General features: G+C 71.7%; 29 protein-coding genes. 15 read left to right on the top strand and 14 right to left on the bottom strand.

The window, feature by feature from the left end; translation table 11 throughout:
- Positions 1–89 precede the first annotated feature (89 nt).
- The 5 genes from ACWEPL_RS27035 to ACWEPL_RS27015 form a co-directional block, all read right to left on the bottom strand.
- Positions 90–887, bottom strand: coding sequence for a glycerophosphodiester phosphodiesterase family protein (locus ACWEPL_RS27035; protein ID WP_452437846.1), 798 nt, complete (start codon positions 885–887; stop codon positions 90–92).
- Positions 888–925: 38 nt separating this feature from the next.
- Entirely contained in the window at positions 926–1,465 is a 540-nt protein-coding gene (locus ACWEPL_RS27030; protein ID WP_350734572.1) for a TrmH family RNA methyltransferase, read from the bottom strand.
- Entirely contained in the window at positions 1,462–2,052 is a 591-nt protein-coding gene (locus ACWEPL_RS27025) for a class I SAM-dependent methyltransferase (protein WP_452437807.1), read from the bottom strand. Before ACWEPL_RS27025 ends, ACWEPL_RS27030 begins: the two co-directional genes overlap by 4 nt.
- Positions 2,053–2,156: 104 nt before the next feature.
- A complete protein-coding gene (locus ACWEPL_RS27020; protein WP_363968654.1) occupies positions 2,157–3,053 on the bottom strand; it encodes a helix-turn-helix transcriptional regulator in 897 nt (298 codons plus the stop codon).
- An 81-nt stretch (positions 3,054–3,134) separates the two neighbouring features.
- Positions 3,135–3,317, bottom strand: a complete 183-nt coding sequence (locus ACWEPL_RS27015; protein ID WP_452437806.1) for a hypothetical protein — start codon at positions 3,315–3,317, stop codon at positions 3,135–3,137.
- Between the two features lie 239 nt (positions 3,318–3,556).
- Here ACWEPL_RS27015 and ACWEPL_RS27010 point away from each other — a divergent pair, with 239 nt between their 5' ends.
- Genes ACWEPL_RS27010 through ACWEPL_RS27000 form a run of 3 tightly spaced genes read left to right on the top strand, consistent with a single transcriptional unit; the run spans position 3,557 to position 6,427 of the window.
- A complete protein-coding gene (locus ACWEPL_RS27010) occupies positions 3,557–5,002 on the top strand; it encodes a DHA2 family efflux MFS transporter permease subunit (protein ID WP_452437805.1) in 1,446 nt (481 codons plus the stop codon).
- A 23-nt stretch (positions 5,003–5,025) separates the two neighbouring features.
- Complete coding sequence (locus ACWEPL_RS27005) at positions 5,026–6,015, top strand: aldo/keto reductase (RefSeq protein WP_452437804.1); 990 nt, start codon at positions 5,026–5,028, stop codon at positions 6,013–6,015.
- A gap of 31 nt (positions 6,016–6,046) precedes the next feature.
- A complete protein-coding gene (locus tag ACWEPL_RS27000; RefSeq protein ID WP_363968646.1) occupies positions 6,047–6,427 on the top strand; it encodes a DUF2255 family protein in 381 nt (126 codons plus the stop codon).
- A gap of 182 nt (positions 6,428–6,609) precedes the next feature.
- Here ACWEPL_RS27000 and ACWEPL_RS26995 read toward each other — a convergent pair whose 3' ends face one another.
- Together ACWEPL_RS26995 and ACWEPL_RS26990 are read right to left on the bottom strand one after the other, a co-directional pair.
- Entirely contained in the window at positions 6,610–7,227 is a 618-nt protein-coding gene (locus ACWEPL_RS26995) for an ATP-dependent Clp protease proteolytic subunit (protein WP_363968644.1), read from the bottom strand.
- 1 nt (position 7,228) lies between these two features.
- Positions 7,229–7,792, bottom strand: a complete 564-nt coding sequence (locus ACWEPL_RS26990) for a ClpP family protease (RefSeq protein ID WP_192783338.1) — start codon at positions 7,790–7,792, stop codon at positions 7,229–7,231.
- A gap of 145 nt (positions 7,793–7,937) precedes the next feature.
- Between ACWEPL_RS26990 and ACWEPL_RS26985 the strand changes: the two genes are divergently transcribed.
- Both ACWEPL_RS26985 and ACWEPL_RS26980 read left to right on the top strand, forming a co-directional pair.
- Positions 7,938–9,158 (top strand): sensor histidine kinase, encoded by a 1,221-nt coding sequence (locus ACWEPL_RS26985; RefSeq protein WP_452437803.1) that lies wholly within the window; start codon positions 7,938–7,940, stop codon positions 9,156–9,158.
- The gene (locus tag ACWEPL_RS26980; protein ID WP_363968640.1) at positions 9,155–9,799 is read left to right on the top strand and encodes a response regulator transcription factor; all 645 of its coding nucleotides are present in this window, start codon (positions 9,155–9,157) and stop codon (positions 9,797–9,799) included. The genes ACWEPL_RS26985 and ACWEPL_RS26980 overlap by 4 nt, the downstream gene beginning before the upstream one ends.
- A gap of 63 nt (positions 9,800–9,862) precedes the next feature.
- Here ACWEPL_RS26980 and ACWEPL_RS26975 read toward each other — a convergent pair whose 3' ends face one another.
- Both ACWEPL_RS26975 and ACWEPL_RS26970 read right to left on the bottom strand, forming a co-directional pair.
- A complete protein-coding gene (locus ACWEPL_RS26975) occupies positions 9,863–10,726 on the bottom strand; it encodes a DUF2268 domain-containing protein (protein WP_363968638.1) in 864 nt (287 codons plus the stop codon).
- 39 nt (positions 10,727–10,765) lie between these two features.
- Complete coding sequence (locus tag ACWEPL_RS26970; protein ID WP_363968636.1) at positions 10,766–11,542, bottom strand: hypothetical protein; 777 nt, start codon at positions 11,540–11,542, stop codon at positions 10,766–10,768.
- 55 nt (positions 11,543–11,597) lie between these two features.
- Here ACWEPL_RS26970 and ACWEPL_RS26965 point away from each other — a divergent pair, with 55 nt between their 5' ends.
- The 4 genes from ACWEPL_RS26965 to ACWEPL_RS26950 all read left to right on the top strand — a co-directional run bounded on the left by ACWEPL_RS26965 (position 11,598) and on the right by ACWEPL_RS26950 (position 15,326).
- Positions 11,598–12,599 carry an AAA family ATPase gene (locus ACWEPL_RS26965; protein WP_355198869.1) on the top strand — a complete coding sequence of 334 codons (1,002 nt, stop codon included), beginning with the start codon at positions 11,598–11,600 and terminating at the stop codon, positions 12,597–12,599.
- 7 nt (positions 12,600–12,606) lie between these two features.
- The gene (locus ACWEPL_RS26960) at positions 12,607–13,539 is read left to right on the top strand and encodes a DUF58 domain-containing protein (RefSeq protein ID WP_350734294.1); all 933 of its coding nucleotides are present in this window, start codon (positions 12,607–12,609) and stop codon (positions 13,537–13,539) included.
- A complete protein-coding gene (locus ACWEPL_RS26955) occupies positions 13,536–14,483 on the top strand; it encodes a VWA domain-containing protein (protein WP_350734295.1) in 948 nt (315 codons plus the stop codon). The genes ACWEPL_RS26960 and ACWEPL_RS26955 overlap by 4 nt, the downstream gene beginning before the upstream one ends.
- Positions 14,484–14,561: 78 nt before the next feature.
- Entirely contained in the window at positions 14,562–15,326 is a 765-nt protein-coding gene (locus ACWEPL_RS26950; RefSeq protein WP_363968633.1) for a sulfite exporter TauE/SafE family protein, read from the top strand.
- Between the two features lie 15 nt (positions 15,327–15,341).
- On the opposite strand, the gene ACWEPL_RS26945 is transcribed toward ACWEPL_RS26950, so the two are convergent.
- A complete protein-coding gene (locus tag ACWEPL_RS26945; RefSeq protein WP_452437802.1) occupies positions 15,342–16,178 on the bottom strand; it encodes an SDR family oxidoreductase in 837 nt (278 codons plus the stop codon).
- 78 nt (positions 16,179–16,256) lie between these two features.
- Here ACWEPL_RS26945 and ACWEPL_RS26940 point away from each other — a divergent pair, with 78 nt between their 5' ends.
- From ACWEPL_RS26940 to ACWEPL_RS26920, 5 genes are read left to right on the top strand one after another with little or no spacing between them, the layout of a single operon-like run.
- Entirely contained in the window at positions 16,257–16,628 is a 372-nt protein-coding gene (locus tag ACWEPL_RS26940) for a winged helix-turn-helix transcriptional regulator (protein ID WP_363968629.1), read from the top strand.
- Positions 16,629–16,668: 40 nt separating this feature from the next.
- Entirely contained in the window at positions 16,669–17,640 is a 972-nt protein-coding gene (locus tag ACWEPL_RS26935) for a helix-turn-helix transcriptional regulator (protein WP_363968627.1), read from the top strand.
- Between the two features lie 49 nt (positions 17,641–17,689).
- Positions 17,690–18,307, top strand: coding sequence for a LysE family translocator (locus ACWEPL_RS26930; RefSeq protein WP_452437801.1), 618 nt, complete (start codon positions 17,690–17,692; stop codon positions 18,305–18,307).
- Complete coding sequence (locus ACWEPL_RS26925) at positions 18,304–19,038, top strand: alpha/beta fold hydrolase (protein WP_452437800.1); 735 nt, start codon at positions 18,304–18,306, stop codon at positions 19,036–19,038. The genes ACWEPL_RS26930 and ACWEPL_RS26925 overlap by 4 nt, the downstream gene beginning before the upstream one ends.
- Positions 19,039–19,041: 3 nt before the next feature.
- Positions 19,042–19,254 carry a hypothetical protein gene (locus ACWEPL_RS26920; protein WP_185074419.1) on the top strand — a complete coding sequence of 71 codons (213 nt, stop codon included), beginning with the start codon at positions 19,042–19,044 and terminating at the stop codon, positions 19,252–19,254.
- On the opposite strand, the gene ACWEPL_RS26915 is transcribed toward ACWEPL_RS26920, so the two are convergent.
- Together ACWEPL_RS26915 and ACWEPL_RS26910 are read right to left on the bottom strand one after the other, a co-directional pair.
- On the bottom strand, positions 19,251–19,673 hold the full coding sequence (locus tag ACWEPL_RS26915) for an SRPBCC domain-containing protein (RefSeq protein ID WP_452437799.1): 423 nt from the start codon (positions 19,671–19,673) through the stop codon (positions 19,251–19,253). The two genes, ACWEPL_RS26920 and ACWEPL_RS26915, sit on opposite strands and share 4 nt — an antisense overlap.
- Complete coding sequence (locus ACWEPL_RS26910) at positions 19,670–19,972, bottom strand: ArsR/SmtB family transcription factor (RefSeq protein WP_452437845.1); 303 nt, start codon at positions 19,970–19,972, stop codon at positions 19,670–19,672. Before ACWEPL_RS26910 ends, ACWEPL_RS26915 begins: the two co-directional genes overlap by 4 nt.
- Positions 19,973–20,070: 98 nt before the next feature.
- Here ACWEPL_RS26910 and ACWEPL_RS26905 point away from each other — a divergent pair, with 98 nt between their 5' ends.
- On the top strand, positions 20,071–20,412 hold the full coding sequence (locus ACWEPL_RS26905) for a VOC family protein (protein WP_363968619.1): 342 nt from the start codon (positions 20,071–20,073) through the stop codon (positions 20,410–20,412).
- On the opposite strand, the gene ACWEPL_RS26900 is transcribed toward ACWEPL_RS26905, so the two are convergent.
- Together ACWEPL_RS26900 and ACWEPL_RS26895 are read right to left on the bottom strand one after the other, a co-directional pair.
- Complete coding sequence (locus ACWEPL_RS26900) at positions 20,409–21,287, bottom strand: SCO6745 family protein (RefSeq protein WP_363968617.1); 879 nt, start codon at positions 21,285–21,287, stop codon at positions 20,409–20,411. The genes ACWEPL_RS26905 and ACWEPL_RS26900 overlap by 4 nt on opposite strands.
- Positions 21,288–21,367: 80 nt before the next feature.
- A partial coding sequence (locus ACWEPL_RS26895) for a hypothetical protein (RefSeq protein ID WP_452437798.1) occupies positions 21,368–21,567 on the bottom strand: 200 nt, incomplete at its 5' end.

Below are 21,567 nucleotides of genomic sequence, written 5' to 3'. Positions count from 1 at the left end.
GGCTTATGGGGCTTTCTTGGCTTCTTGGGGCTGGTACGCCGTGCTCTGGATGCTCGCTCGTGCCGCGGAGCCCGGGCCGTCCGGCCGGATCACGCGGCCAGGCTGCCGGGATGCCATTGGCCGCGGCGCTCCAGGACGGTACGCAGGCCGGTGACGTTGTCGGTCATGAGGCCGTCCACGCCCAGGTCGAGCAGGTGTTCCATGCGTACGGGGTCGTTGACGGTCCATACGTGCACCTGCATGCCGATGGCGTGCGCCGTACGTACCAGACTCCGGGTGGTCACCCGCAGCCCGCGGAAGCCCACCGGCACCTGCGCGCACGGGACGCCGGCGCGCGACAGACGGGCCAGCAGGCGGCCGTAGCCTGAGGTGGACGCGGCGGCGCGCAGCGCGGCGACGCCGCGCGGGCCGAGCGCCGAGCACACCTCCCTGCCCATCGCCGCCCTGGCCAGCGTCAACCGCTCGTCGGAGAAGGAGGTCAGGCAGATGCGGTCATAGGAGTTGGTACGCCGGATCGCCTCGGCCAGCGGCGCGATGGCGGCGGCCTCCTTGACGTCGATGTTGAAGCGGACCTCGGGCCAGGTGCCCAGCAGGTCCTCCAGCAGCGGGATCTCGTGAACCCCGCCGATGCGGGCCTGCCTGACCGCCCGGTAGGGCAGCTCCGAGATGCGGCCCCGCTGGTCGGTCACCCGGTCGAGCGTGTGGTCGTGGAAGGCGAGCAGCACGCCGTCGGAGGTGGCGTGCGCGTCGGTCTCCAGATAGGTGTAGCCGAGCCCGACCGCCCGTTCGAAGGCCGCGATGGAGTTTTCCGCGCCCTCGGCGGCGCCTCCGCGATGCGCGAACGCCAGCGGGCCCGGATGGTCGAGAAAGGCGAATCGACGGCTCAGCACGTCCTGAGTATGCCTTCCGTGGGTGAACGGGTCGGTTACGGTTCGAGGAGATTCTCCCACTCTTGGCGGCGAGCCTCGGACAGCGCGATGGCGGCGGCCACCGCCACGTTGAACGACCCGACCCGCCCGACCTGCGGGATGTAGCAGACGCCGTCCACGGCCTCGAGCAGTGCGGGGGAGCAGCCGTGATCCTCGCTGCCGACCACCAGGCACACGTCACGGCCCAGGTCGGCGCGGTGCAGCGGCACGGCCTCGGCGGTCAGCTCGATGGCGTGCACGGTGTAGCCCCCCGCCTTGGCGGCCTTGACCGCCTCGGTGGCCAGGATCGGCTCGTGCCAGGTGACCAGGCGTTCGGTGCCGAGTGCGGTCTTGCCCGCCTTGGGGTTGGTCGGCGGGGTGGCGTTGCCGGCGAGCCAGATCTCGTCCACGCCGAACGCGGCGGCGCTGCGGAAGATCGAGCCGATGTTGAACGGGCCGGTGACCGACTCGATGATCATGGCGAGGCGGTTCTGGGTGTTCCTGCGCCAGGTGCGGTTGAGCCGCTTGACGTCGGTGGGGCGCAGTTGCCTTCTCATCGGGTCACCTTCAGGATGCGGTAGGCGGCCCGGCTGGCCTCGCGGGAGGCCTGCCAGCCCTGCTCGCCGAGCCAGCGCTGCAGGGAGTCCGAGCCGAGGTGTTTCTGGACGACCAGGTAGGCGACGCCGTCGGGAGTGAGCCGCGTCAGCCACCTGGTGAGCATGTCGTGCAGGGCCTGCTTCCCAATACGGATCGCAGGATTAGACCAGATTGCCCGAAATTTCACTTCATCTGGTACTTCGTCGATATGTGCTGACCGTACTTTGTAAAGGCCCGCGGCTTGGGCGTTCCTGGCGGTCAGCTCCAGGCTGCGCCGGTTCACGTCGACGGCCCATACGGTCGCCTCGGGCGCCCGGGAGGCCATGGTCAGCGCGATCGGCCCGTACCCGCAGCCCAGGTCGAGCAGATCGCCCTCCTGCGGTGGCGGCGGGACGGTCTCCAGCAGGATGCGCGTGCCCACGTCGACCCGTTCCGGCGAGAACACGCCGCTGTCGGTCTCCAGCCGCAGGTGCAGATCGGGCAGGACCAGGTCGACGGAGCCCGGCTTGCTCGCTGCCTTCGGCTGTTCGGAGAAGTAGTGGGCCACGTCGCAAAACGTTACCGGACCGGCCCGGATCCCCGACGCACGCGGCCGACCGGGCCCGGCCGTCGCGGCTGCCACGGGTGGGGCTGGTTCGTGGCCGGCGTGGGTCAGGCGTCCGTGGTGCGGGGCTGGTCGCTTTCGCGGGCTGGTTCGGTCTGTTCGAGCGTGGAGGCCCAGCTGGCGAGGAGGGTGAGCGCGTCGTGGGCCGGGGTGCCGGGTTCGGCGCTGAAGGCGGTGAGGGTCAGGCCGGGGTCGGCGGGCAGCGGCATGGCTTCGAAGGGGAGGCTGAGGTCGCCGACGACGGGGTGGTGGAAGTTCTTGACGCCGGTGTGGTGCAGGCGGACGTTGTGGGCGGCCCACAGGGCGCGGAATTCCTCGCTGCGGGTGGCGAGTTCGCCGACGAGGTCGGTCAGCGCCCGGTCGTAGGGGTCGCGGCCTGCTTCGGTACGCAGCAGGGCCACGGTCGTGTGGGCGGATTCGTCCCAGTCGGGGTAGAAGTCGTGGGCGCGGGGGTTGAGGAAGCGGAACCGGGCGAGGTTGACGGGCCGGACCGGATCGTCGAAGACGGGTGCGTAGAGGGCCCGGCCAAGCCGGTTGGCGGCCACGATGTCCAGGCGTCCGTTGCGGACATAGGCGGCCGCGTCGGTCATGGAGTCCAGGAGGCGCTGGATGCCGGGCCGGATCTGCTGCTGGGTGGGGCGACGGCGGGTGCGGGGGCCGGCGTTGGCTGTTCGGGCCAGGTCGAACAGGTGGGCGCGCTCGGCTTCGTCCAGCTTCAGGGCACGGGAGAGGGATTCCAGGACGCTTTCGGAGACGCCGCTGAGATTGCCCCGCTCCAGGCGGGCGTAGTATTCGGCGCTGACGCCGGCGAGCATGGCGACCTCCTCGCGGCGCAGCCCGGGGACGCGCCGATGGCCGCCGTAGGCGGGCAGCCCGGCCTGCCGCGGGGTGATCTTGGCTCGCCGCGAGATCAGGAACTCGCGGACCTCACTGCGGTTGTCCATGTCTTCGCAGGGTAGGCCGGATCTCGACGCTGTGGGGTGTTCTGCCAGTACAGGGAACAGCAGGAACTCTTTGCGGCCATCTCACCAGCGCTTTCCCGGCTGGTGCCGGTCGTATGTGCTGCCCGCCGCCACGGTGGACACGACGGTGAAGACCTTGCTGGACGCGGCGTTCGACAACGCTGGCACCCAGAAGCGCGGCGGCCGTCCCGAGGCCGGGTGTTCGTCGCGGGAGCGGTGCAGGGCTTGCCGTCGTACGGGATGCATCCGGCCGGTTCAAACCCGGCATGGGGTGTTCTGCCAGTACAGGCAACGACAGGGACTCCCTCACCGCGCCCACCTGCGGTTTCGTGGTTGATGCCCAGGTCCTGAGGAGCGGGTGCCCGCTTGGCCCCACCTTTCCGCCAGGCCGCGCCATCAATGTACGGCTCGCCCGCCACGGTGTGGCCGCAGCCCTGAGCAGCCCGTCCGTTTGCCCACTCCGCATTGCGAAGAGATCACCGCTGATGTCCACCACGCGCACCGCCTGCCCGGCCATCGCCGCCGGCTCCGACCGGCCGCGCGCCGTTGCCGGCCGCGCGCTGGCCGCCGCCGTGCTCGGATTCTTCGTCATCACCCTCGACGCGGTCATCGTCAACGTCGCCCTGCCGTCGATCCGGTACGACGTCGGCGGTGGCATCACCGGGTTGCAGTGGGTCGTCGACGGCTACACGCTGATGTTCGCCGCGCTGCTGCTGTCCTCGGGTTCTCTGACCGACCGCGTCGGAGCGCGCCGCGCCTTCGGCCTCGGGGTGACGATCTTCGCCCTGGCCTCGGCGGCCTGCGGTCTGGCGCCGAACCTGGGCGCGCTGGTGGCCGCCCGCCTCGTCCAGGGCGCGGCGGCCGCCGTGATGATGCCCTCCTCGATGGCGCTGATCGGCCACGCCTACCCGAACCCGGTCCGGCGAGGACGGGCGGTCGCGGTGTGGGCGATGGGCGGCGCCGTCGCCTCCTCGTGCGGCCCCGTCCTGGGCGGACTGCTGACCATGCTCAGCTGGCGGCTGATCTTCTTCATCAACCTGCCCGTCGCCGCGGCGGCCCTGATCCTGCTCGTCCGCACCCAGCGCTCGCCCCACCGGCGCGTCCCCTTCGACTGGCCGGGCCAGGTCAGCGCGGTCCTGGCGATGGGCGGGCTGACCTACGGCGCGATCGAGGCCGGCGCAGTCGGGTTCGCCGAGCCCCGGGTGATCGCCGCGTTCGCGGTGGCGGGCGTGGCGCTCGCCGTCTTCCTCGCGGCCCAGGCGCTCCGCACCCACCCGATGGTGCCGCTGGACCTGTTCGCCTCCCGGACCGCGACGGTCAGCGTCGTCGTCGGTTTCGCGTTCGTCGTCGGCTATTACGGGCTGCCGTTCGTGATGAGCCTGTACCTCCAGCAGTTGCGCGGCCTGTCCGCCCTGGCCGCCGGAGCGGCGTTCGCTCCGATGATGCTCGTCGGCGCCGTCCTGACCCCCTTCAGCGCGCGCATCACCGAAAGGATCGGCACGCGGGCACTCATCACCACCGGCCTGGCCCTCATGACGGCGGGCCTGACGATCCTCGCCCTCGCGCCCGCCTCGACCCCGGTCTGGGCCCTGGCCGCCCTGATGGTCCCGATCGGACTGAGCGGTCCGCTCGTGATGCCGCCGATGACCGCCGCCCTGCTGGACGCCGTCCCGCCCCACCGTGCCGGGGTCGCCGGCGGCGTGTTCAACACCAGCCGGCAGGTCGGCGGTGCCCTGGCCGTCGCGGTCTTCGGCGCGCTGCTCGCCCAACCGGCCGGCTTCCTGCACGGCCTGCGTACCAGCCTGCTCATCGCCGCCGCGGCCACGCTGGCCGCCGCAGCCGCAAGCCGGCTGCTCGGACCCGCCCTCACAGCGACGACGGGACGTACGCGCCCGGACGGCGATGCGACAGACGATCATGATCAGCGGTGAAACGATCGACGAAGGAGCCGACCATGGACAAGCGAACTCTCGGCCGTGATCTCGAGGTCTCGGCGATCGGCCTCGGCTGCATGGGCATGAGCCAGAGCTACGGCCCCAACCCCGGCAGCCGGCAGGAGATGATCGCGCTCATCCGGGCAGCGGTGGAGCGCGGCGTCACGTTCTTCGACACCGCCGAGGTCTACGGGCCGTTCCGCAACGAGCGACTGGTCGGCGAGGCCCTCGCCCCCGTCCGCGATCAGGTCGTGATCGCCACCAAGTTCGGATTCGCGTTCGACGCCGAGGGCCGCCAGGCCGGGTTGTCCAGCCGGCCCGAGCACATCCGGCAGGCCGTCGACGGCTCGCTCCAGCGGCTCGGCATCGACGTGATCGACCTGTACTACCAGCACCGCGTCGACCCGCAGGTGCCGATCGAGGACGTCGCCGGAGCGGTCAAAACGCTCATCCAGGACGGCAAGGTCCGGCACTTCGGCATGTCCGAGGCAGCCGCCGGCACCATCCGCCGCGCCCACGCCGTCCAGCCCGTGACCGCCGTGCAGAGCGAGTACTCCCTGTGGTGGCGCAGGCCCGAACAGGAGGTCCTGCCGGTCCTGGCAGAACTCGGCATCGGCTTCGTCCCCTACAGCCCGCTCGGCAAAGGATTCCTCACCGGCACCGTCGATGCGGCCACCACCTTCGACCGCGCCGACATCCGCGCGAGCATCCCGCGCTTCACCGCCGAGGCGAGGAAGGCGAACCAGGCGCTCGTCGATCTCCTGGGCGCCATCGCCCGGCGCAAGGGCGCCACACCCGCACAGATCGCGCTGGCCTGGCTGCTGGCCCAGCAGCCCTGGATCGTCCCGATCCCCGGCACCCGCAGGCCGGAGCGACTGGCGGAGAACATCGCCGCCGCCCACGTCGAGCTCGCCGCCGACGACCTCGAACACATCGACGCCGCCGCCGCGAAGATCGACATCCAGGGCGCCCGCTATCCCGAACACCTGGAACGCATGACCGGCCTGTGACCGGCCGGCACCACAGGAAAGGACATCCGCCATGACTTCATGGACCAGCGACGAGCTCGCCCGTATCGGCACCGCGGAGGAGCTGCGGATCGCGCCCGTCCGCGACGACGGCACGCCGCGCACACCGGTGCCCATCTGGGTCGTCCGTGACGGTGACGATCTTTACATCCGCTCCTACCGAGGCAGCGACGGGGCCTGGTACCGGACCGCCCGGGCCGGCCACCACGCCCACATCACCGCCGGCGGCATCGACAAGGACGTCGCCCTGGCCGAGGAGAACGATCCCGGCGTCAACGACCGGATCGATGCGGCGTACCGCACCAAGTACCGCCGTTACGGCAGCACCTACGTCGTCCCCATGGTCGCCGCCCAGGCCCGAGCCACGACCCTGAAGCTCCTGCCGCGACCATGACCGCCGCCGTGGGGCACCCGCCTCACGGCGCGCCGGCCGGAGGTGTGGGGTGTTTGGACGCCGGGCCCTCGGAGGCGACCCCGCCGCCTACCATCACCCCGCTCCCGGTCTCGGGCCCTGCCTCCGGCCCGCGGCTCCAGCCTTGGTTGGTTGTGCGCCTGGGGCCGGGGGAGGGGTGGGGGTCAGCGGGTGGGGGTCAGGGTGCGCTTTCTGGAGGCGTAGATGTCGTCCACCAGCCTGTACGTGCGCGCCTGCTCCGCCGTGAAGATCCGATCCCGCTCGATGTCCTTCCTGATCTCCAGGATCCCCCGCCCCGTGTGCCGGGAAAGGATCTCCTCCTGCTGGTCGCGCATGCGCAGGATCTCCCTGGCGTGGATCTCCAGGTCGCTGCCCTGCCCGCGACCGCCCTCCGTGTGGGGCTCGTGCAGCAGGACGCGGGCGTGCGGCAGGGCGGCGCGTTTACCGGGCGAGCCCGCCGCCAGCAGGACCGCCGCGGCCGAGGACGCCTCGCCGATGCAGACGGTGTGGATCTCCGGCCGCATGTACTGCATGGTGTCGTAAATGGCCATCATGGCGGTGAACGAGCCGCCGGGGGAGTTGATGTAGAGGCTCACGTCCTGGTCCGGATCGAGCGATTCGAGCGTGAGCAGCTGCGCCATCACGTCGTTGGCCACGGTGTCGTCGATGGGGGCGCCGATGAAGACGATCCGGTCCTCGAAGAGCTTGTTGTACGGGTTCATCTCCCTCATGCCGTACGACGTGCGCTCCGTGAACGAGGGCAGCACATAGCGGCCGCTCATATCAGTTCATCCCTTCTGCGATGTGGTCGACGATGCCGTAGTCCAGCGCCTCCTGGGCGGTGAACCAGCGGTCGCGGTCGGAGTCGGCCTGGATGCGCTCCAGCGGCTGGCCCGTGTGGTGGGCGATGATCTCGGCCATCCGGCGCTTGGTGTAGAGCATGTTGTCGGCCTGGATCTGGATGTCGCTGGCCGAGCCGCCGATGCCGCCGAGCGGCTGGTGCATGACGACGCGGGAGTTGGGCAGGGCGTAGCGCTTGCCCTTGGCGCCCGCCGTCAGCAGCACCTGCCCCATGGAGGCGGCGAACCCCATCGCCACCGTCGCCACATCACACGGAATGAACTGCATCATGTCGTAGAGTGCCATCCCGGCGGTCACGGACCCGCCCGGCGAATTGATGTAAAGCGTTATGTCGCGGTGTGGGTCTTCGGCCGCCAGCAATAGGAGCTCCCCGCAGAGCCGGTTGCAAATCTCGTCGTCGACCTCCTGGCCGAGGACGACGATCCGCTCTTTCAGCAGGCGCTGGCTGAGCTGGTCTGGCCAGGCCGCACGCTGGGTCTCCGTCATGACCGGTCGCCTTTCTGTGCTGGGTATTTCCGAGAAAAACGCTAGACCCGGCAGCTGTGAATTCTGGAATTATTTCGCTGGGGGCGCATTTCTCTAAGGGCGCATTCCACCGAGAGCGAATATCCATCGACATACAATCGCAGATGTGAGAAGGAACCTGCCCCGCCGATGGGCGTGCCTCATCCTGGGCGGCGCGCTGCTGATGCCGTACATGATGACCGGCGTCCTGATCGCGGCCCAGTGGCAGGGCCAGAACGCCAACCTGCTGCTGCCCATCCAGATCGGCGTGTTCGTGGCGGTGCTGCCGGTGGTGGCCGTCACCGGGCTGTTCCTGCCGATCCGGGCCCTGGAGGTGAACGCGGCGCAGGGGCTGCTCGGGGCGCACGTCGAGACCCCGCCCAGGCAGGCGGGCCGCACCTGGCAGGAGCGACGCAGGACCGCCGCCTGGTTCACCCTGCACCTGGCGGTCGGCGGGCTGCTCAGCGGCTCCACGCTGGCCATCGTGCCGTTCACGCTGGTCACGCTCGCGCTGCCGTTCGCCGGGCGGGCGACCCCGGTCATCGGCGTCGTCGTGGAGCCGGGATGGCCCGCGGTGCTGTGGCCGCTGGGCGGGCTGGCGCTGCTGGGGGCGCTGGTGGCGACGGTGGCGGGCGCGGGCGAGCTGCTGGCCAGGCTGGCTCCCGTCCTGCTCGGCCCCACCCCGGCCGAACGCCTGGCCGCCGCCGAAGAGCACGCCCGTACGCTCGCCGAACGCAACCGTCTCGCCCGCGAGCTGCACGACTCGGTCGGACACGCGCTGAGCGTCGTCACCCTGCAGGCCGCCGCCGCGGGCCGGGTCCTCGACCGTGACCCGGAGATCGCCAGAAAGGCCCTGGCCGCGATCGAGCAGTCGGCCCGCACCGCCCTGGAGGACCTCGACCACGTCCTGGGCGTGCTCCGCGACGACGACCGGGCCGGCGGCTCTCGCAGTGATGGCGATCCGGGGCGGGGCAGGGCGCCGCAGGCCACGCTGGCCGACCTCGACGAGCTCGTCGCCGCCTCGGGCGCTCAGGTGCGGCAGGAGGTGGGTGACCTGTCCGCCGTGCCCGCCGTGGTCTCCCGGGAGGCGTACCGCATCCTCCAGGAGGCGCTCACCAACGCCATCAAGCACGGCCACGGCCCCGTACGCCTGGCCGCCGCCGTACAGGACGACGACCTGAGGCTCGAGGTCACCAACCCGGGACGGGGGACCGGCGGCGGTCCCGGAGGCAGGGGCGTGACGGGGATGCGCGAGCGTGTCCGGCTGCTGCGCGGCGAACTGGACGCGGGCCCCACGGAGGCCGGATGGAGCGTCACGGTGCGTCTGCCGCTACGGTCGAGCCCATGACGCTCAGAGTCGTGATCGCCGACGACGAGGACCTCATCCGCGCCGGACTGCGGATCATCATCGACGCCGAGCCGGACCTGACCGTGGTCGGCGAGGCCGCGGACGGCGCCGCCGTCCTGCCCCTGGTTCGCCGTGAGCGGCCCGACGTCGTCCTCATGGACGTCCGGATGCCCGCGCTCGACGGCATCCAGGCCACCGAGCGCCTGCTGGCCCTGGACGCGCCGCCGAAGGTGCTGGTGGTGACCACGTTCGAGAACGACGACCATGTCTACGACGCGCTGCGGGCCGGGGCCAGCGGGTTCCTGCTCAAGCGCACCAGGCCGGACGACCTGATCAAGGCGGTCAAGCTGGTCGCGGCGGGGGAGTCGCTGCTGTTCCCGGCCGCGATCCGGGCGCTGGCCGGACGCCGGTCCCAGGGCCCGGGACGGGTGGCCGGGATCGACCGGCTGACCGGCCGTGAGGGCGATGTGCTGCGGCTGATGACCAAGGGGCTGTCCAACAACGAGATCGCCGCCGAGCTGGTCGTCAGCCAGGAGACGGTCAAGACGCACGTGGGGAACGTGCTGGCCAAGCTGGGCGCCCGGGACCGGACCCAGGCCGTGATCGCCGCGTACGAGTCGGGCTTCGTCTCGCCGAGCTGAGACGGCGTCCCCCCGGCGTCCCCCCGGGGGGCCCGTGGGGTCCTTCGGGGGCGGGCGAGGAGGTCAGGGGTGGATGGCGGCGCGGCGCAGGAGCTCGGCCGCGGGCAGCACGGTCGCCTCCGTGGCCGTGAGGCCGGTGGCGGCCAGGGCCCGGTCGACCAGGTGCAGTCCCACCGCGTACCCCGCCATGTCGGCGATGCCGCGCGGTTCCTGCCCGAACATGCGCGCCACGCTGTCCCCCACCACGTACTTCGACGTGTGCTGCATCCCGGCCAGCGAGAAGTCCGCCATGATCAGCTCGTACGCCCGCTCGTACGCCTCCCCGCTCACCATCGACGACCACGGCCCCATGGCCTCGGCCCCCGACAGCTCCCGTACGAACGCCTCGGCCAGCCCTTCGGCCACCACGTGCTCGCCCACGGTCACGGTCACCGGGTTCCACTCGACGTTGGTGTAGCGGACGTTGTGGTGGAACTCGTGCACCGCCAGGTGCCCGATCCGGCCGATCACCTCGTCCGACGGCCAGGCCAGCAGGTAGAGCCAGCCGGGCGAGCCGCCCATGCCGTAGTAGCCGCCGCCCACCTTCATCAAATGCTCGTTATCCGGATTGCCCAACATGAGCATGACCTGCACCGACTCCCGCTGCTTGGCGTCACGCAGCCGGTCGGAGGCGCGCTCCAGCTCCCGCCGCACCTGCCCGAGCACGTCGGCGTCGATCATGCGCTGGACGGCGGGCAGGTAGCGCGGATCGTCGGCGTCGACCCGGAAGCCGCCGCCCTGGTGGTGGATGTCGACGATGTCGCCGGGCATCGGGATCTCCGAGCGCGTCGGCTCCAGGATGTCCCGCAGCGCGCCGGGCCGCCGTTCGAGCGGCTCGCGCAGCAGGGCGGCCATCGGCGTGAGGGTGTCGTGAACGATGAATTCCATGCCGCGGAAGCTAAAGCCTCCTGTTACGTCAGGCTCAAACTAATGGAACAGCGGGGACTCCTCACCCAGCTCGTCGCCCGGTGTCTGACCGGGCGTGACCTGCCCGCTCTCCGACGGGGAGGGCGACGTCGACGGCGATGGCCGCGGCTCGGGGCTGGCCGGCGTCGGCGGCGGCGTCGGCACGAACACCGTCGGCGGCAGCTGCCGGGGCTGCGGCTCGCTGTCGCGCCGGCCCAGCAACAGCAGCAGCAGGATCGCCGTCACCAGCATCAGCAGCAACACCAGCGCCAGCGCGGCCATCAGGACCCGCTTGCGGGTCTCGGTGAGCGGCCTGCGCTGCCGCGTCGGGCCGGGCAGCGCCGGCGCGCGGTCGGTCAGCCAGTACGGCACGAAGTCGGGCCCGTGCGCCTCGCCGATGAACGTCCCGCCCACCATGACGGGATCGAGGAAACGCTCGGCCCCGGGCCGGCCGGGCACGTACGGGACCGCCACCCAGGGCGCGTGCCCGCCGTCGAAGGCGAGCACGTCGGGCGTGTCGTCCAGCACCGCGCTCCGCGACCGCCCGGAACGTCCGAGCCAGCCGCGGAATCCGGACCGTTCGCCCCTGGCCTCCCTGATCGCGGTCACGAACCGGTCACGGGCGGCGGCGTCGAGCGCGGCCCCTCGGGTGAGCACGGCGACGGACACCGCGCGCCCGTCGGGTGCCTGGCCGAGGTACACGAAGCCGGCCGGGGCAGTGTGCAGGCGGGCCTGGACCACGTAAGGTCCCAGCCGGGGTGGATCGCCGTACTGCAGGGGACTTGCCACGTTTGCCATGAAAGCACAGACGTGGCGTCGTGCACGTTTGCGGCGCGTTTGGTGGAATGGCGTCATGAGCGTCGCCGAAGAGTTGCCAGGCGGAAACGACGCGGCACTGCTGCGTCAAAGTCTCGACGAGGTCCGGCGTGTCATCGTCGGCCAGGACCACATGGTCGAAAGACTCATCGTGGCCCTGCTGGCCCGTGGGCACTGCCTGCTCGAAGGAGTCCCAGGCGTCGCCAAGACCCTCGCCGCCTCCACCCTGGCCACTGTCGTGGGCGGCACGTTCGCCCGGATCCAGTTCACCCCCGACCTCGTGCCGAGCGACATCATCGGCACCCGGGTCTTCCACCCCTCCAACGAGAAGTTCGATGTCGAGCTCGGCCCCGTGTTCGTCAACTTCCTGCTGGCCGACGAGATCAACCGCGCCCCGGCCAAGGTCCAGTCCGCGCTGCTGGAGGTGATGGCCGAGCGGCAGGTCACCCTCGCCGGCGTCACCCACCCGCTGCCCAGGCCGTTCATCGTGCTCGCCACCCAGAACCCGATCGAGTCCGAGGGCGTCTATCCGCTGCCGGAGGTGCAGCGCGACCGGTTCCTGTTCCGGGTACGGGTGCCGCACCCCAGCGCGCACGAGGAGCTGGAGATCCTCCACAGGATGAGCGTCAAGCCGCCGGTCCCCGAGCGGGTGCTCGACCCCGACAAGCTGCTGGCCCTGCAGGAGGCGGCCGAGCAGGTCTCGGTGCACCAGCTCGTCGCCGACTACGTGGTGCGGCTGGTCATGTCCACCCGCAGCCCCGCCGACTACGGCCTGCCCGACCTCATCGACACCATCGAGATCGGCGTCAGCCCCCGCGCCACGCTGGGCCTGGTCTCGGCCGGGCGGGCGCTGGCCCTGCTGCGCGGCCGCGACTACATGCTGCCCGACGACGTACGCGACGTGGCGGTGGACGTGATGTCGCACCGGCTCATGCTCACCTTCGACGCCCTGGCCGACGGCGTCGACCCGGAGCAGGTCGTCAAACAGATCCTGCAGGCCGTGCCCCCGCCCCTCGTCGTCTGGAACCAGAACCGGTGAGCGGCCTGTGAACACGGCCGAACAGGCGCTCAGGCGGCTGGAGCTGACGGTCACCCGGCGGCTGGACGGGCTGCTGCACGGCGCCCACCAGGGGCTGCTGCCGGGGCCGGGCAGCGAGGCCGGCGACAGCCGCGTGTACGTGCCCGGCGAGGACGACGTGCGCCGCATGGACTGGGCGGTCACCGCGCGCACGACCGTCCCGCACGTACGCGACCTGATCGCCGACCGCGAGCTGGAGACCTGGGCGCTGGCCGACCTGTCGCCCAGCATGGACTTCGGCACCGCCGACACCGACAAACGCGACCTGGTCGTGGCGGCGGTCGGCGCGATCGGGTTCCTGTCGAGCAGGCTGGGCGACAGGTTCGGCGCGCTGGTGCTGCACGACGAGTACGTGCACCGCATGCCCGCCCGCACCGGCCGCCCGGCCCTCTACGGGCTGCTGCACTCGCTCATGGACGCCCCGCGCGGCCGGATCGTGCCCGACGCCCCCGATCTGGCCGAGGGCATCGAGGTGCTGTCGGCCAGCCGCAGGCGGCGCGGCGTGCGGCTGATCGTCTCCGACTTCCTCGACGCCCGCCCCAGCCTCGACCCCGACGCCGAACGCCCCTGGGAGCGCCCCATCAGGCGGCTGGCCGCCCGTCACCAGGTGCTGGCGGTCGAGGTGATCGACCCGCGCGAGCTGGAGCTGCCCGACGTGGGGCGGGTCGCGTTCACCGACCCCGAGAGCGGGAAGGTACGCGAAGTGCATCTTTCGCCCAAGGTTCGGCAAGCGTACGCGGAGGCGGCCGCCCTGCAGCGCGAGGGCACGCGCGTGGCGCTGCGCCGCGCCGGCATCGCGCACCTCGTGCTGCGTACCGACCGGGACTGGGTGTTCGACATCGCGCAGTTCGTCCTCCGCCAGCGCCGCATGAGCCATCTCGCCCACAGGAGACCTACGTGACTTTCTTGGCCCCCGGCTGGCTTTGGCTGTTCCTGCTGGTGGGGCTGCTGGTGGCCGGGTACATCGTCTCGATGTTCGCCCGGCGCCGCTACACCGTGCGCTTCACGAACCTGGCCCTGCTCGACCTCGTCGCCCCCGCCGGCCCCGGCTGGCGCCGCCACGTCGGCCCCGCGCTGTTCCTCCTCATGATGGCGCTCCTGGTCGTCGGCGCCGCCAAGCCCGCCGACCAGGTACGCGTGCCGCGCGACCGCGCCACCATCATGATCGCGCTGGACGTGTCGCTGTCCATGGACGCCGACGACGTCCAGCCCGACCGGATCAACGCCGCCAAGGCCGCGGCCCAGGCGTTCGTCAGGGAGCTGCCGGACCGCTTCAACGTCGGCGTGGTGTCCTTCGCCCGCTCCGCCAACGTCGTCATCTCGCCCACCACCGACCACCAGGCCGTGGTCACCTCCATCGGCACCCTCACCACCCGCCCGGGCACTGCGATCGGCGAGGCCGTCTTCAACTCGCTCGACTCGCTGCGCTCGTTCGACCAGCAGGCCGCCACCGACCCGCCGCCGGCCGCGATCGTGCTGCTGTCCGACGGCGACAACACCTCGGGCAGGTCCGTGAACGAGGCCATCGACGCCGCCCAGCAGGCCCGCGTGCCGGTCTCCACGATCGCGTACGGCACCCAGGAGGGCACCGTCAACATCGACGGCCGCCCGGTGAACGTGCCGGTCAACAAGCAGACCCTGCAGTCGTTGTCCGACGGGACCAGCGGGCGGGCCTACACCGCCGAGTCCGGCAGCGAGCTGCGCGAGGTCTACGAGCAGATCGGCACCTCGCTCGGCTACAAGCTGGTCAACCAGGAGATCACCCAGTGGTTCATCGTGGCCGCGATCCTGGCCGGGCTGCTGGTGGCGGGCGCGGCGGTGCTGTTCGGCTCCCGGATCCCCTGACGTCACCCCTCCCTCCAGGCGGCTTGCTGTGTGACTTGTACACTCTTGGGGTTTCTTGGGGGAAATCGGGGGAGTGGCGTGCCGCTGGAGCAGGTCCTGGTGTTGCTGGTCGCGGCGGCAGGGGCGGGGTGGGTCGACGCCGTCGTGGGCGGGGGCGGGCTGGTGCAGCTCCCCGCGATCTTGATGACGGGGCTGCCCACGGTCGAGGCGATGGCCACCAACAAGCTGTCGTCGATCTTCGGCACCACCTCGGCGGCCGTCGCGTACGCCCGCTCCACCAAGATCGACCGGCAGGTGGCGCTCCCCGGCGCCGGGCTCGCCGTGCTCAGCGCCGGGCTCGGGGCGTCGGCAGCGGCGGCGATCTCGGCCGAGGTGCTGCGGCCCGTCGTCATGGTGGTCCTGCTCGGGGTGGCCGCGTTCGTGACGCTGCGGCCCGCGCTCGGGGCCGTGCCGGTGCCGCACCTGCGGACCCGCGGCCGGGTGCTGGCCGCGGTGGCGGTGGCCGGGGTCGGGATCGCCTTCTACGACGGCATCATGGGGCCGGGCACGGGAACGTTCCTCATCATCGCCTTCACCACCATCCTCGGCCTGGACTTCGTCTCGGCCTCCGCGTCCGCCAAGATCATCAACGTGGGGACGAACCTCGGGGCGCTGATGGTCTTCGGGCTCCAGGGGCACCTGAACTGGGGGCTCGGGCTGGGCATGGCCGTGTGCAACGTGGCCGGCGCCCAGCTCGGCGCGCGGATGGCGCTCAAGCGGGGCACCGGCTTCGTGCGGATCGTGCTGCTGTGCGTCGTGGTGGCCCTGGTGGCCAGGCTGGCGTGGCAGCAGTTCGGCGGCTGACGGCGCGCCGCGGGGTCAGGCCAGGAGGGAACGGACGTACTCGCCGATCGGCTGGGTGGGGCGGCCGATGAGGTCGCGCAACGTGCCGGGGGTGTGCGAGAGCCAGCCGCGGGCGATGTTGACGTCCACGTCCGCCATCATCTCGGCGAACGGCACCGGCAGGCCGGCGCCGGCCAGCACGCCCGCGTACTCGTCCTTCGGCAGGTCCTGGTAGACGACCTCCTTGCCGGTGGCCGCGGCGATCTCGGCGGCCAGGTCGGCCCGGGTCCAGGTCGTGTCGCCGGACAGCTCGTACACCTGGCCGTCGTGGCCCTCGCCGGTCAGCAGGGCGGCCGCGGCGGCGGCGTAGTCGGCGCGGGAGGCGGAGGCCACCCGGCCGTCGCCGGCGGCGCCGTGCACCGCGCCGAGCTGCGGGGCGGCCGTGATCGCCGGCGCGTAGACCTCGTTGTACCAGTTGTTGCGCAGGATCGTGTACGTCACCCCGGACGCCTTGATGTACTCCTCGGTCGCCCGGTGGTCGGCGGCCAGGAGGGCCTCGGTGGTGTCGGCGCCGGGCGCGCTGGTGTAGACGAGCGTGGCCCCGGCCTCCTTGGCGGCGTCCACGACGGTCGAGTGCTGCTGCAGGCGGTTGGGGTCCAGGCCGGAGATGAGCAGCACCTTGGTGGCGCCCCGCAGCGCGCTCCTGACCGTCTCGGGCCGGTCGTAGTCGGCCTGGCGCACCTCGACGCCGAGGTCGGCACCCTTCTCCGGGGTACGCGCGGCGGCGACGACCTGCTCGGCGGGGACGCGCTTCTTGAGCTCCTCGATCACCAGCCGGCCCAGCTGTCCGGTGGCTCCGGTCACCACGATCATGATTTCTCCCATTCAGTACCAGCGCTTTGGTTAGTACTTTCTATCAGAAAGTACCCACGAACGCGTACGCTGGTTTCCATGGACGAGTTCGAAGAGCTGGTGGCCGATGTCTTCTCGCGCCGGTGCACCTCGCGCTCGGTGCTGGAGACGATCACCGGTCGCTGGGCGATCCTGGCGCTGGTGGCCCTGTACGAGGGCCCCTACCGCTTCAACGCGCTGCGCCGCCGGGTCGACGGGGTGAGCGAGAAGATGTTGTCCCAGACCCTCCACGCGCTCGAACGCGACGGCATGGTGCTGCGCGTGGCCGAGTCCTCGATCCCGCCCAAGGTCGAGTACAGCCTCACCGAGCTGGGCCGGGAGGCCGCCGAGCGGCTCGTCCCGCTCCTGGAGTGGGTGGAGGGGCGCATGCCCCAGGTGATGTCCTCCAGAGAGGAGTACGCCGCCCGCTGAACGGCCGCTTTCCCGCGGGCCGCTTTCCTACAATGGGGCCATGCGTGCCAGCCGCCTGCTCTCGCTGCTCCTGCTCCTGCAGTCGCGCGGCCGCATGACCGCGCCGGAGCTGGCCGAGGAGCTGGAGGTGTCGGTCCGCACGGTCTACCGCGACGTGGAGGCGCTGTCGGCGGCCGGCGTGCCGGTCTACGCCGACCGGGGGCCCGTGGGCGGCTACCAGCTGCTCGACGGCTACCGCACCCGGCTCAACGGGCTGACCGCCGAGGAGGCCTCCTCGCTGTTCCTGGCGGGGCTGCCCGGCCCGGCGGCCGAGCTGGGGCTGGCCGAGGTGGCCGCCACCGCGGAGCTGAAGCTGCTGGCCGCGCTGCCGCCCGAGCCGCGCTCGCAGGCCTCGCGGATGCGGGAGCGGTTCCTGCTCGACGTGCCGAGCTGGTACCGCTCGGCCGACGACGTGCCGCATCTGAGCGAGGTCGCCGAGGCGGTGTGGGACCGGCGGCCGCTGCACATGACCTACCGGCGCTGGGGGCAGCAGGAGGTCGACCGGGTGATCCACCCGTACGGGCTGGTGCTCAAGGGCGGGTCCTGGTACATGGTGGCCGCGCCGCCGGGCGGCAGCGCCCGCACCTACCGGGTGGCGCGCATCCTGACCGTGGAGACGCTGCCCGGCCGCTTCCCCCGGCCCGAGGGGTTCGACCTGGGCGAGTTCTGGCAGGGCTACGCCAAGGAGTTCCGCGAGCGGATGTACACCGCCGAGGCCGTCATCAGGCTCGCCCCCGGCCGGGGTGAGCTGCTGGCGTACACGATGGGCTCCGACGTGGTCGGCGCCGCGCTGGCCGCGGCCGGCGAGCCCGATCCGGAGGGCTGGCTGACGCTGACGGTGCCGATCGAGTCGATCACGCACGCGCGCTGGCTGCTGCTGCGGATGGGGGCCGACGTGGAGGTGCTGGGGCCGCCGGAGCTGCGGGCGCTGATGGGCGAGGCGGTCGCCGAACTGCGCAAACTGTACGAGTAGGCCGATAATCAGGCGACTTCCCGGCGCGGTTTCTGGGAGCATGCCACGCATGTATCTACTCGCTTTCGTAGGCGCGTGCGTTCTGGTGGCCATGGCGCCAGGGGTCAGCACGGCCATCATCCTGCGCCAGACGCTGCGCGCGGGCCGCGGCTCCGGCATGGCCGCCACATTGGGCAACGAGACCGGCATCCTGCTGTGGGGGCTGGCGGCCGCCTTTGGCCTGTCGGCGTTGCTGGTGGCCTCGCAGCTGGCCTATGACGTGATGCGCGTGGCCGGCGCCGTGGTGCTGGTCGTGATGGGCGCGCAGGCGCTGTGGCAGGCCCGTAAGGGCGCCCCGGCGACCGAGGTCGAGGGGCAGGTGGTGCCGGGTCTGCGGGGGCCGTACCTGGCGGGCCTCGGGACGTGCCTGGCCAACCCGAAGGCGGCGGTGTTCGCGATGTCGTTCCTGCCGCAGTTCGTCGCGCCGGGGCAGAACGTGCCGGTCACGCTCGCGACGCTGGCCGTCGTGTGGGTGCTGGTCGACCTGGCCTGGTACGGGCTGCTCATCTGGACGGTGGCCAAGGCCAAGGCGGTGCTGGGACGGCCCGCGGTGCGCCGGCGGCTGGAGCAGATCTCCGGCGTGGTGCTGATCGGGCTGGGCGTGCGGCTGGCGGTGGAGTCACGATGACGATCTGGCATTCCGAGCGGGGCACGGGCGAGCCCGTCGTGCTGCTGCATTCTCCGGCGGTCGACTCGGGCATGTGGGACGCGCAGGTGGAGGCCCTGTCCGAGCGCTTCCGGGTGATCACGGTGGACTTCCGGGGGTACGGGCGCAGCCCCTACCGGTCGGACGGCCCGTACAGCGACTGCGACGACGTGGCGCGGCTGCTGGCCGCGCTGGAGGTGAGCCGGGCGGCGCTGGTCGGCGCGTCGGGCGGGGGCCGGGTCGCGCTGGAGCTGGCGGCGGCCGGGCTCGCCGGCCGGCTGGTGCTGCTCAACCCTCTTTCCGACCTGGCGCCCACGCCGGACCTGCGGGCGTACTGGGACGAGGAGGGGCGCCTGCTCGAGGCGGGCGACGTCGAGGGGGCGGCGGAGCTGAACGCGCGCACCCTGCTCGGGCCCGAGGCGTCGAGAGAGATGTTCGGGCGCGTGGTGGAGATGCAGCGGCACGCGTTCGAGGTGCAGCTGGCCGCCGATCCGGAGCCGTCGCAGGTCGAGAAGGAGTTCGCGCCGGCGGAGATCGACGTGCCGGCGCTGGTCGTGGCCGGCGCGCACGACCTGCCGTACTTCCAGGAGAGCGCCCGCCACCTGGCCGGCGAGCTGCCCCGGGCGCGGCTGGTCGAGCTGGACTGGGCCGGGCACCTGCCCGCCCTCGAACGTCCCGAGGAGATCAACCGGCTGCTCCTGGACTACCTTTAGGACATGACGAACGACCTGGCGACCCTCCTTCGGCAGGCGCAGGACGACGACCCGCTGCTGGCACTGCACGCCACGACCGCCCTGCGCCGCGAGATCGAGCGTCTGGAGGCGGTCCAGGTGCGCCGGGCCAGGGTGGCGGGGCTGGCCTGGGCGCAGATCGCCGACGCGATCGGGGTGAGCAAGCAGGCCGTGCACAAGAAGTACGGCCGCCGCTAGCCCGCCCACGTGCCGGCGAACCAGCGCAGCGCGATGTTCCAGGAGTAGCCGCGCCGGATGCGCCCGGCCACGTCCGGGGGCAGCGTGTCCAGGCCGCGGTGCTCCAGCAGCACCTCGGTGCCGCCCTCGACCGGGCTGAAGGCCACCTCGATCTCCATCCGGCCGCCCTCGTTGAGCAGGTCGGCCCAGACGAGGCGGCGCGGCGGCTCCCAGGCGAGGATCCTGCCGGTGTCGACGTGGCCGCCGTCGGACCACAGCTCGCGCAGGAAGCCGTCCTGGAAGCGGATGGCGACCGCGCGGGCCGGGTCGACCCAGCTGTGACGGCCGCGCACGTACCAGCTGTCGATCTCGTCGGTGAAGATCCGGAACGCGGTCGCCGGGTCGACGGGCACGGTGACGCTGGCCTGGACGGAGTTCACCGGCTGCGCTCCACGTGGTCCTTGAACGAGCCGAGCTGCTCGGCCCAGAACGCCTGCACCTGGTCCAGCCAGGCCTGCAGCGCCGTGAACGGCTCCTGGCGCAGCGTGTAGAGGCGCAGGCGGGCGTCGGCGCCGCCGGCCTCCGCCTGGACGAGACCGCCCGCCCGCAGCACGCGCAGATGCCTGCTGAGGGCGGGGGCGCTCATCTGGACGGCCTGCGCCAGCTCGCCGGCCGGTCGCGGGCCTTCGCGCAGCAGGTCGATGACCTTGCGGCGGTTGGGATCGGCGAGCGCGGCCAGCGTCGCGTCGATTTCGTTAACGTTGGTGTTAATTGTTGCCTGCTTCCGTTAAGCTGTTAACCCTTAACGCTAGCGGCAATTATTGCGGAGGTTCGTACATGAGTGTCGAGCTGGGTTACTACACGCTGTCCGTGGCGGACCTGGATCGGGCGGCCGCCTTCTACGGGGCGCTGTTCGGCTGGGAGTTCAGGCGCGAGCACGAGACGTACCTGCACGTCACGAACACGGCCGTGCCGATGGGCTTCGTCGCGCGCGGGCCCTCCTCGCAGCCGAACATCTACTACCACGTCACCGACATCGACGCGGCCGTCAAGCGGGTGCGGGAGCTGGGCGGCGACACCGGCGAGCTGTACGACAGCAAGTCGGGGCGCGGCTGCACCTGCACCGACGACCAGGGCACGGAGATCAGCCTCTGGCAGCCCGCCCCCGGCTTCGACTAGTCGGGGGCTTTGACGGTGGCGATGCCGAGGGTGCTGGTCATCGGCAGCAGCCCGGCCTCGAAGACCGCGCCGAGGAACGGCGAAGCCAGCCGGGCCAGCCGCTCGGCGCGCTCCTCCCCGAGCAGCCGCCACGGCTCCGCGGCCAGCTGGTCGGTCATCCGCTCGACCTGGTCGCGCAGCGCCCGCCCCCGCTCGGTGGCCTGCCCGTCGGGGCCGGCCAGCCCGCGGGCGGCCAGCCGCTCCTGGGCCGCGTCCCACTCCTGCTCGCTCCAGCCGCGCCCGGCGAAGTTCGCCGCGGGGGCGGCGCCGATCGCGGCGAACGACACCAGCGACTCGCAGCCGTCCAGCTCCGCGGCCTGCAGCGCCGCCAGATGGCCGTCGCCGCGGTGCTCGCGCAGCACGGTGGCTGCCTGCCACAGCACCAGGTGTGGCTCGTCGGCCCAGGGCAGGTCCAGGTTGGCCGCGGCCAACGGCCGCCCGGCCACGCTCACGCTCTCGGCGGCCCGCCTGGCCAGCTCCGCCGCCTCCGCCGCCGCGTCCGCCGTCACCTTGTCACCCAGCAGAGCGCGGTACGTGCGGTCGACGGCGGTCATCCGGGCCTCCAGCACCCGCTCGGGCGAGGCGACCTCCCACGCGGCGGGCACGTGCTCGGCGATCATCCGCGGGCTGAAGCTGTAGTACGCGGCGGTGGCCAGCCGGCTGCCGGCCCGCCCGAGCGGGGCCGTGCGGTAGGCGAAATAGCTCGGCCAGCGCGACTCCACGTCGTAACCGAGCGCGCCCGCCTCCTCGAACGCCTGGGGCGAGAAGTACAGCACCGCGTGGATCGGCTCAAGCTGGTGCCACATGCGGCGGGCAAGTCTGGACGATGCGCTCATCGCAATCCCTCACTGTCTAGGTAAGCTACGCCAGTGACGATAGAGGCTTGGCGCATCACTGGTCAATCGCAAATAGACAGTTATGTCGGGAGGTGGGCTGAGCTGGCCGTCCTGCTGGTGAACGAGCTGGCCGTCACCCAGGCCCGCGGCCGCCCCGTGGACCCGCCCGCCGACCGCCGGGCCCCGCGGGAGGCGGCGTTCGACCGGCACTGCTGGTCGCCGCACCTCGCCTCGCGGTCGTGCCCGCCCTTGCCCTCGCCGTCACCGGTCTGGCGGTCGC

It is taken from the genome of Nonomuraea sp. NPDC004186 (assembly GCF_053603495.1).
This window is presented reverse-complemented; position numbering and strand designations above follow the sequence as displayed.

Coding starts and splice junctions, on each gene's coding strand:
- ACWEPL_RS27030 (WP_350734572.1), bottom strand. CDS start 1,465: ATGAGAAGGCAACTGCGCCCCACCGACGTCAAGCGGCTCAACCGCACC.
- ACWEPL_RS27020 (WP_363968654.1), bottom strand. CDS start 3,053: ATGGACAACCGCAGTGAGGTCCGCGAGTTCCTGATCTCGCGGCGAGCC.
- ACWEPL_RS27015 (WP_452437806.1), bottom strand. CDS start 3,317: ATGCATCCCGTACGACGGCAAGCCCTGCACCGCTCCCGCGACGAACAC.
- ACWEPL_RS27010 (WP_452437805.1), top strand. CDS start 3,557: ATGTCCACCACGCGCACCGCCTGCCCGGCCATCGCCGCCGGCTCCGAC.
- ACWEPL_RS27005 (WP_452437804.1), top strand. CDS start 5,026: ATGGACAAGCGAACTCTCGGCCGTGATCTCGAGGTCTCGGCGATCGGC.
- ACWEPL_RS27000 (WP_363968646.1), top strand. CDS start 6,047: ATGACTTCATGGACCAGCGACGAGCTCGCCCGTATCGGCACCGCGGAG.
- ACWEPL_RS26995 (WP_363968644.1), bottom strand. CDS start 7,227: ATGAGCGGCCGCTATGTGCTGCCCTCGTTCACGGAGCGCACGTCGTAC.
- ACWEPL_RS26990 (WP_192783338.1), bottom strand. CDS start 7,792: ATGACGGAGACCCAGCGTGCGGCCTGGCCAGACCAGCTCAGCCAGCGC.
- ACWEPL_RS26980 (WP_363968640.1), top strand. CDS start 9,155: ATGACGCTCAGAGTCGTGATCGCCGACGACGAGGACCTCATCCGCGCC.
- ACWEPL_RS26975 (WP_363968638.1), bottom strand. CDS start 10,726: ATGGAATTCATCGTTCACGACACCCTCACGCCGATGGCCGCCCTGCTG.
- ACWEPL_RS26970 (WP_363968636.1), bottom strand. CDS start 11,542: ATGGCAAACGTGGCAAGTCCCCTGCAGTACGGCGATCCACCCCGGCTG.
- ACWEPL_RS26965 (WP_355198869.1), top strand. CDS start 11,598: ATGAGCGTCGCCGAAGAGTTGCCAGGCGGAAACGACGCGGCACTGCTG.
- ACWEPL_RS26945 (WP_452437802.1), bottom strand. CDS start 16,178: ATGATCGTGGTGACCGGAGCCACCGGACAGCTGGGCCGGCTGGTGATC.
- ACWEPL_RS26940 (WP_363968629.1), top strand. CDS start 16,257: ATGGACGAGTTCGAAGAGCTGGTGGCCGATGTCTTCTCGCGCCGGTGC.
- ACWEPL_RS26935 (WP_363968627.1), top strand. CDS start 16,669: ATGCGTGCCAGCCGCCTGCTCTCGCTGCTCCTGCTCCTGCAGTCGCGC.
- ACWEPL_RS26930 (WP_452437801.1), top strand. CDS start 17,690: ATGTATCTACTCGCTTTCGTAGGCGCGTGCGTTCTGGTGGCCATGGCG.
- ACWEPL_RS26925 (WP_452437800.1), top strand. CDS start 18,304: ATGACGATCTGGCATTCCGAGCGGGGCACGGGCGAGCCCGTCGTGCTG.
- ACWEPL_RS26920 (WP_185074419.1), top strand. CDS start 19,042: ATGACGAACGACCTGGCGACCCTCCTTCGGCAGGCGCAGGACGACGAC.
- ACWEPL_RS26905 (WP_363968619.1), top strand. CDS start 20,071: ATGAGTGTCGAGCTGGGTTACTACACGCTGTCCGTGGCGGACCTGGAT.
- ACWEPL_RS26900 (WP_363968617.1), bottom strand. CDS start 21,287: ATGAGCGCATCGTCCAGACTTGCCCGCCGCATGTGGCACCAGCTTGAG.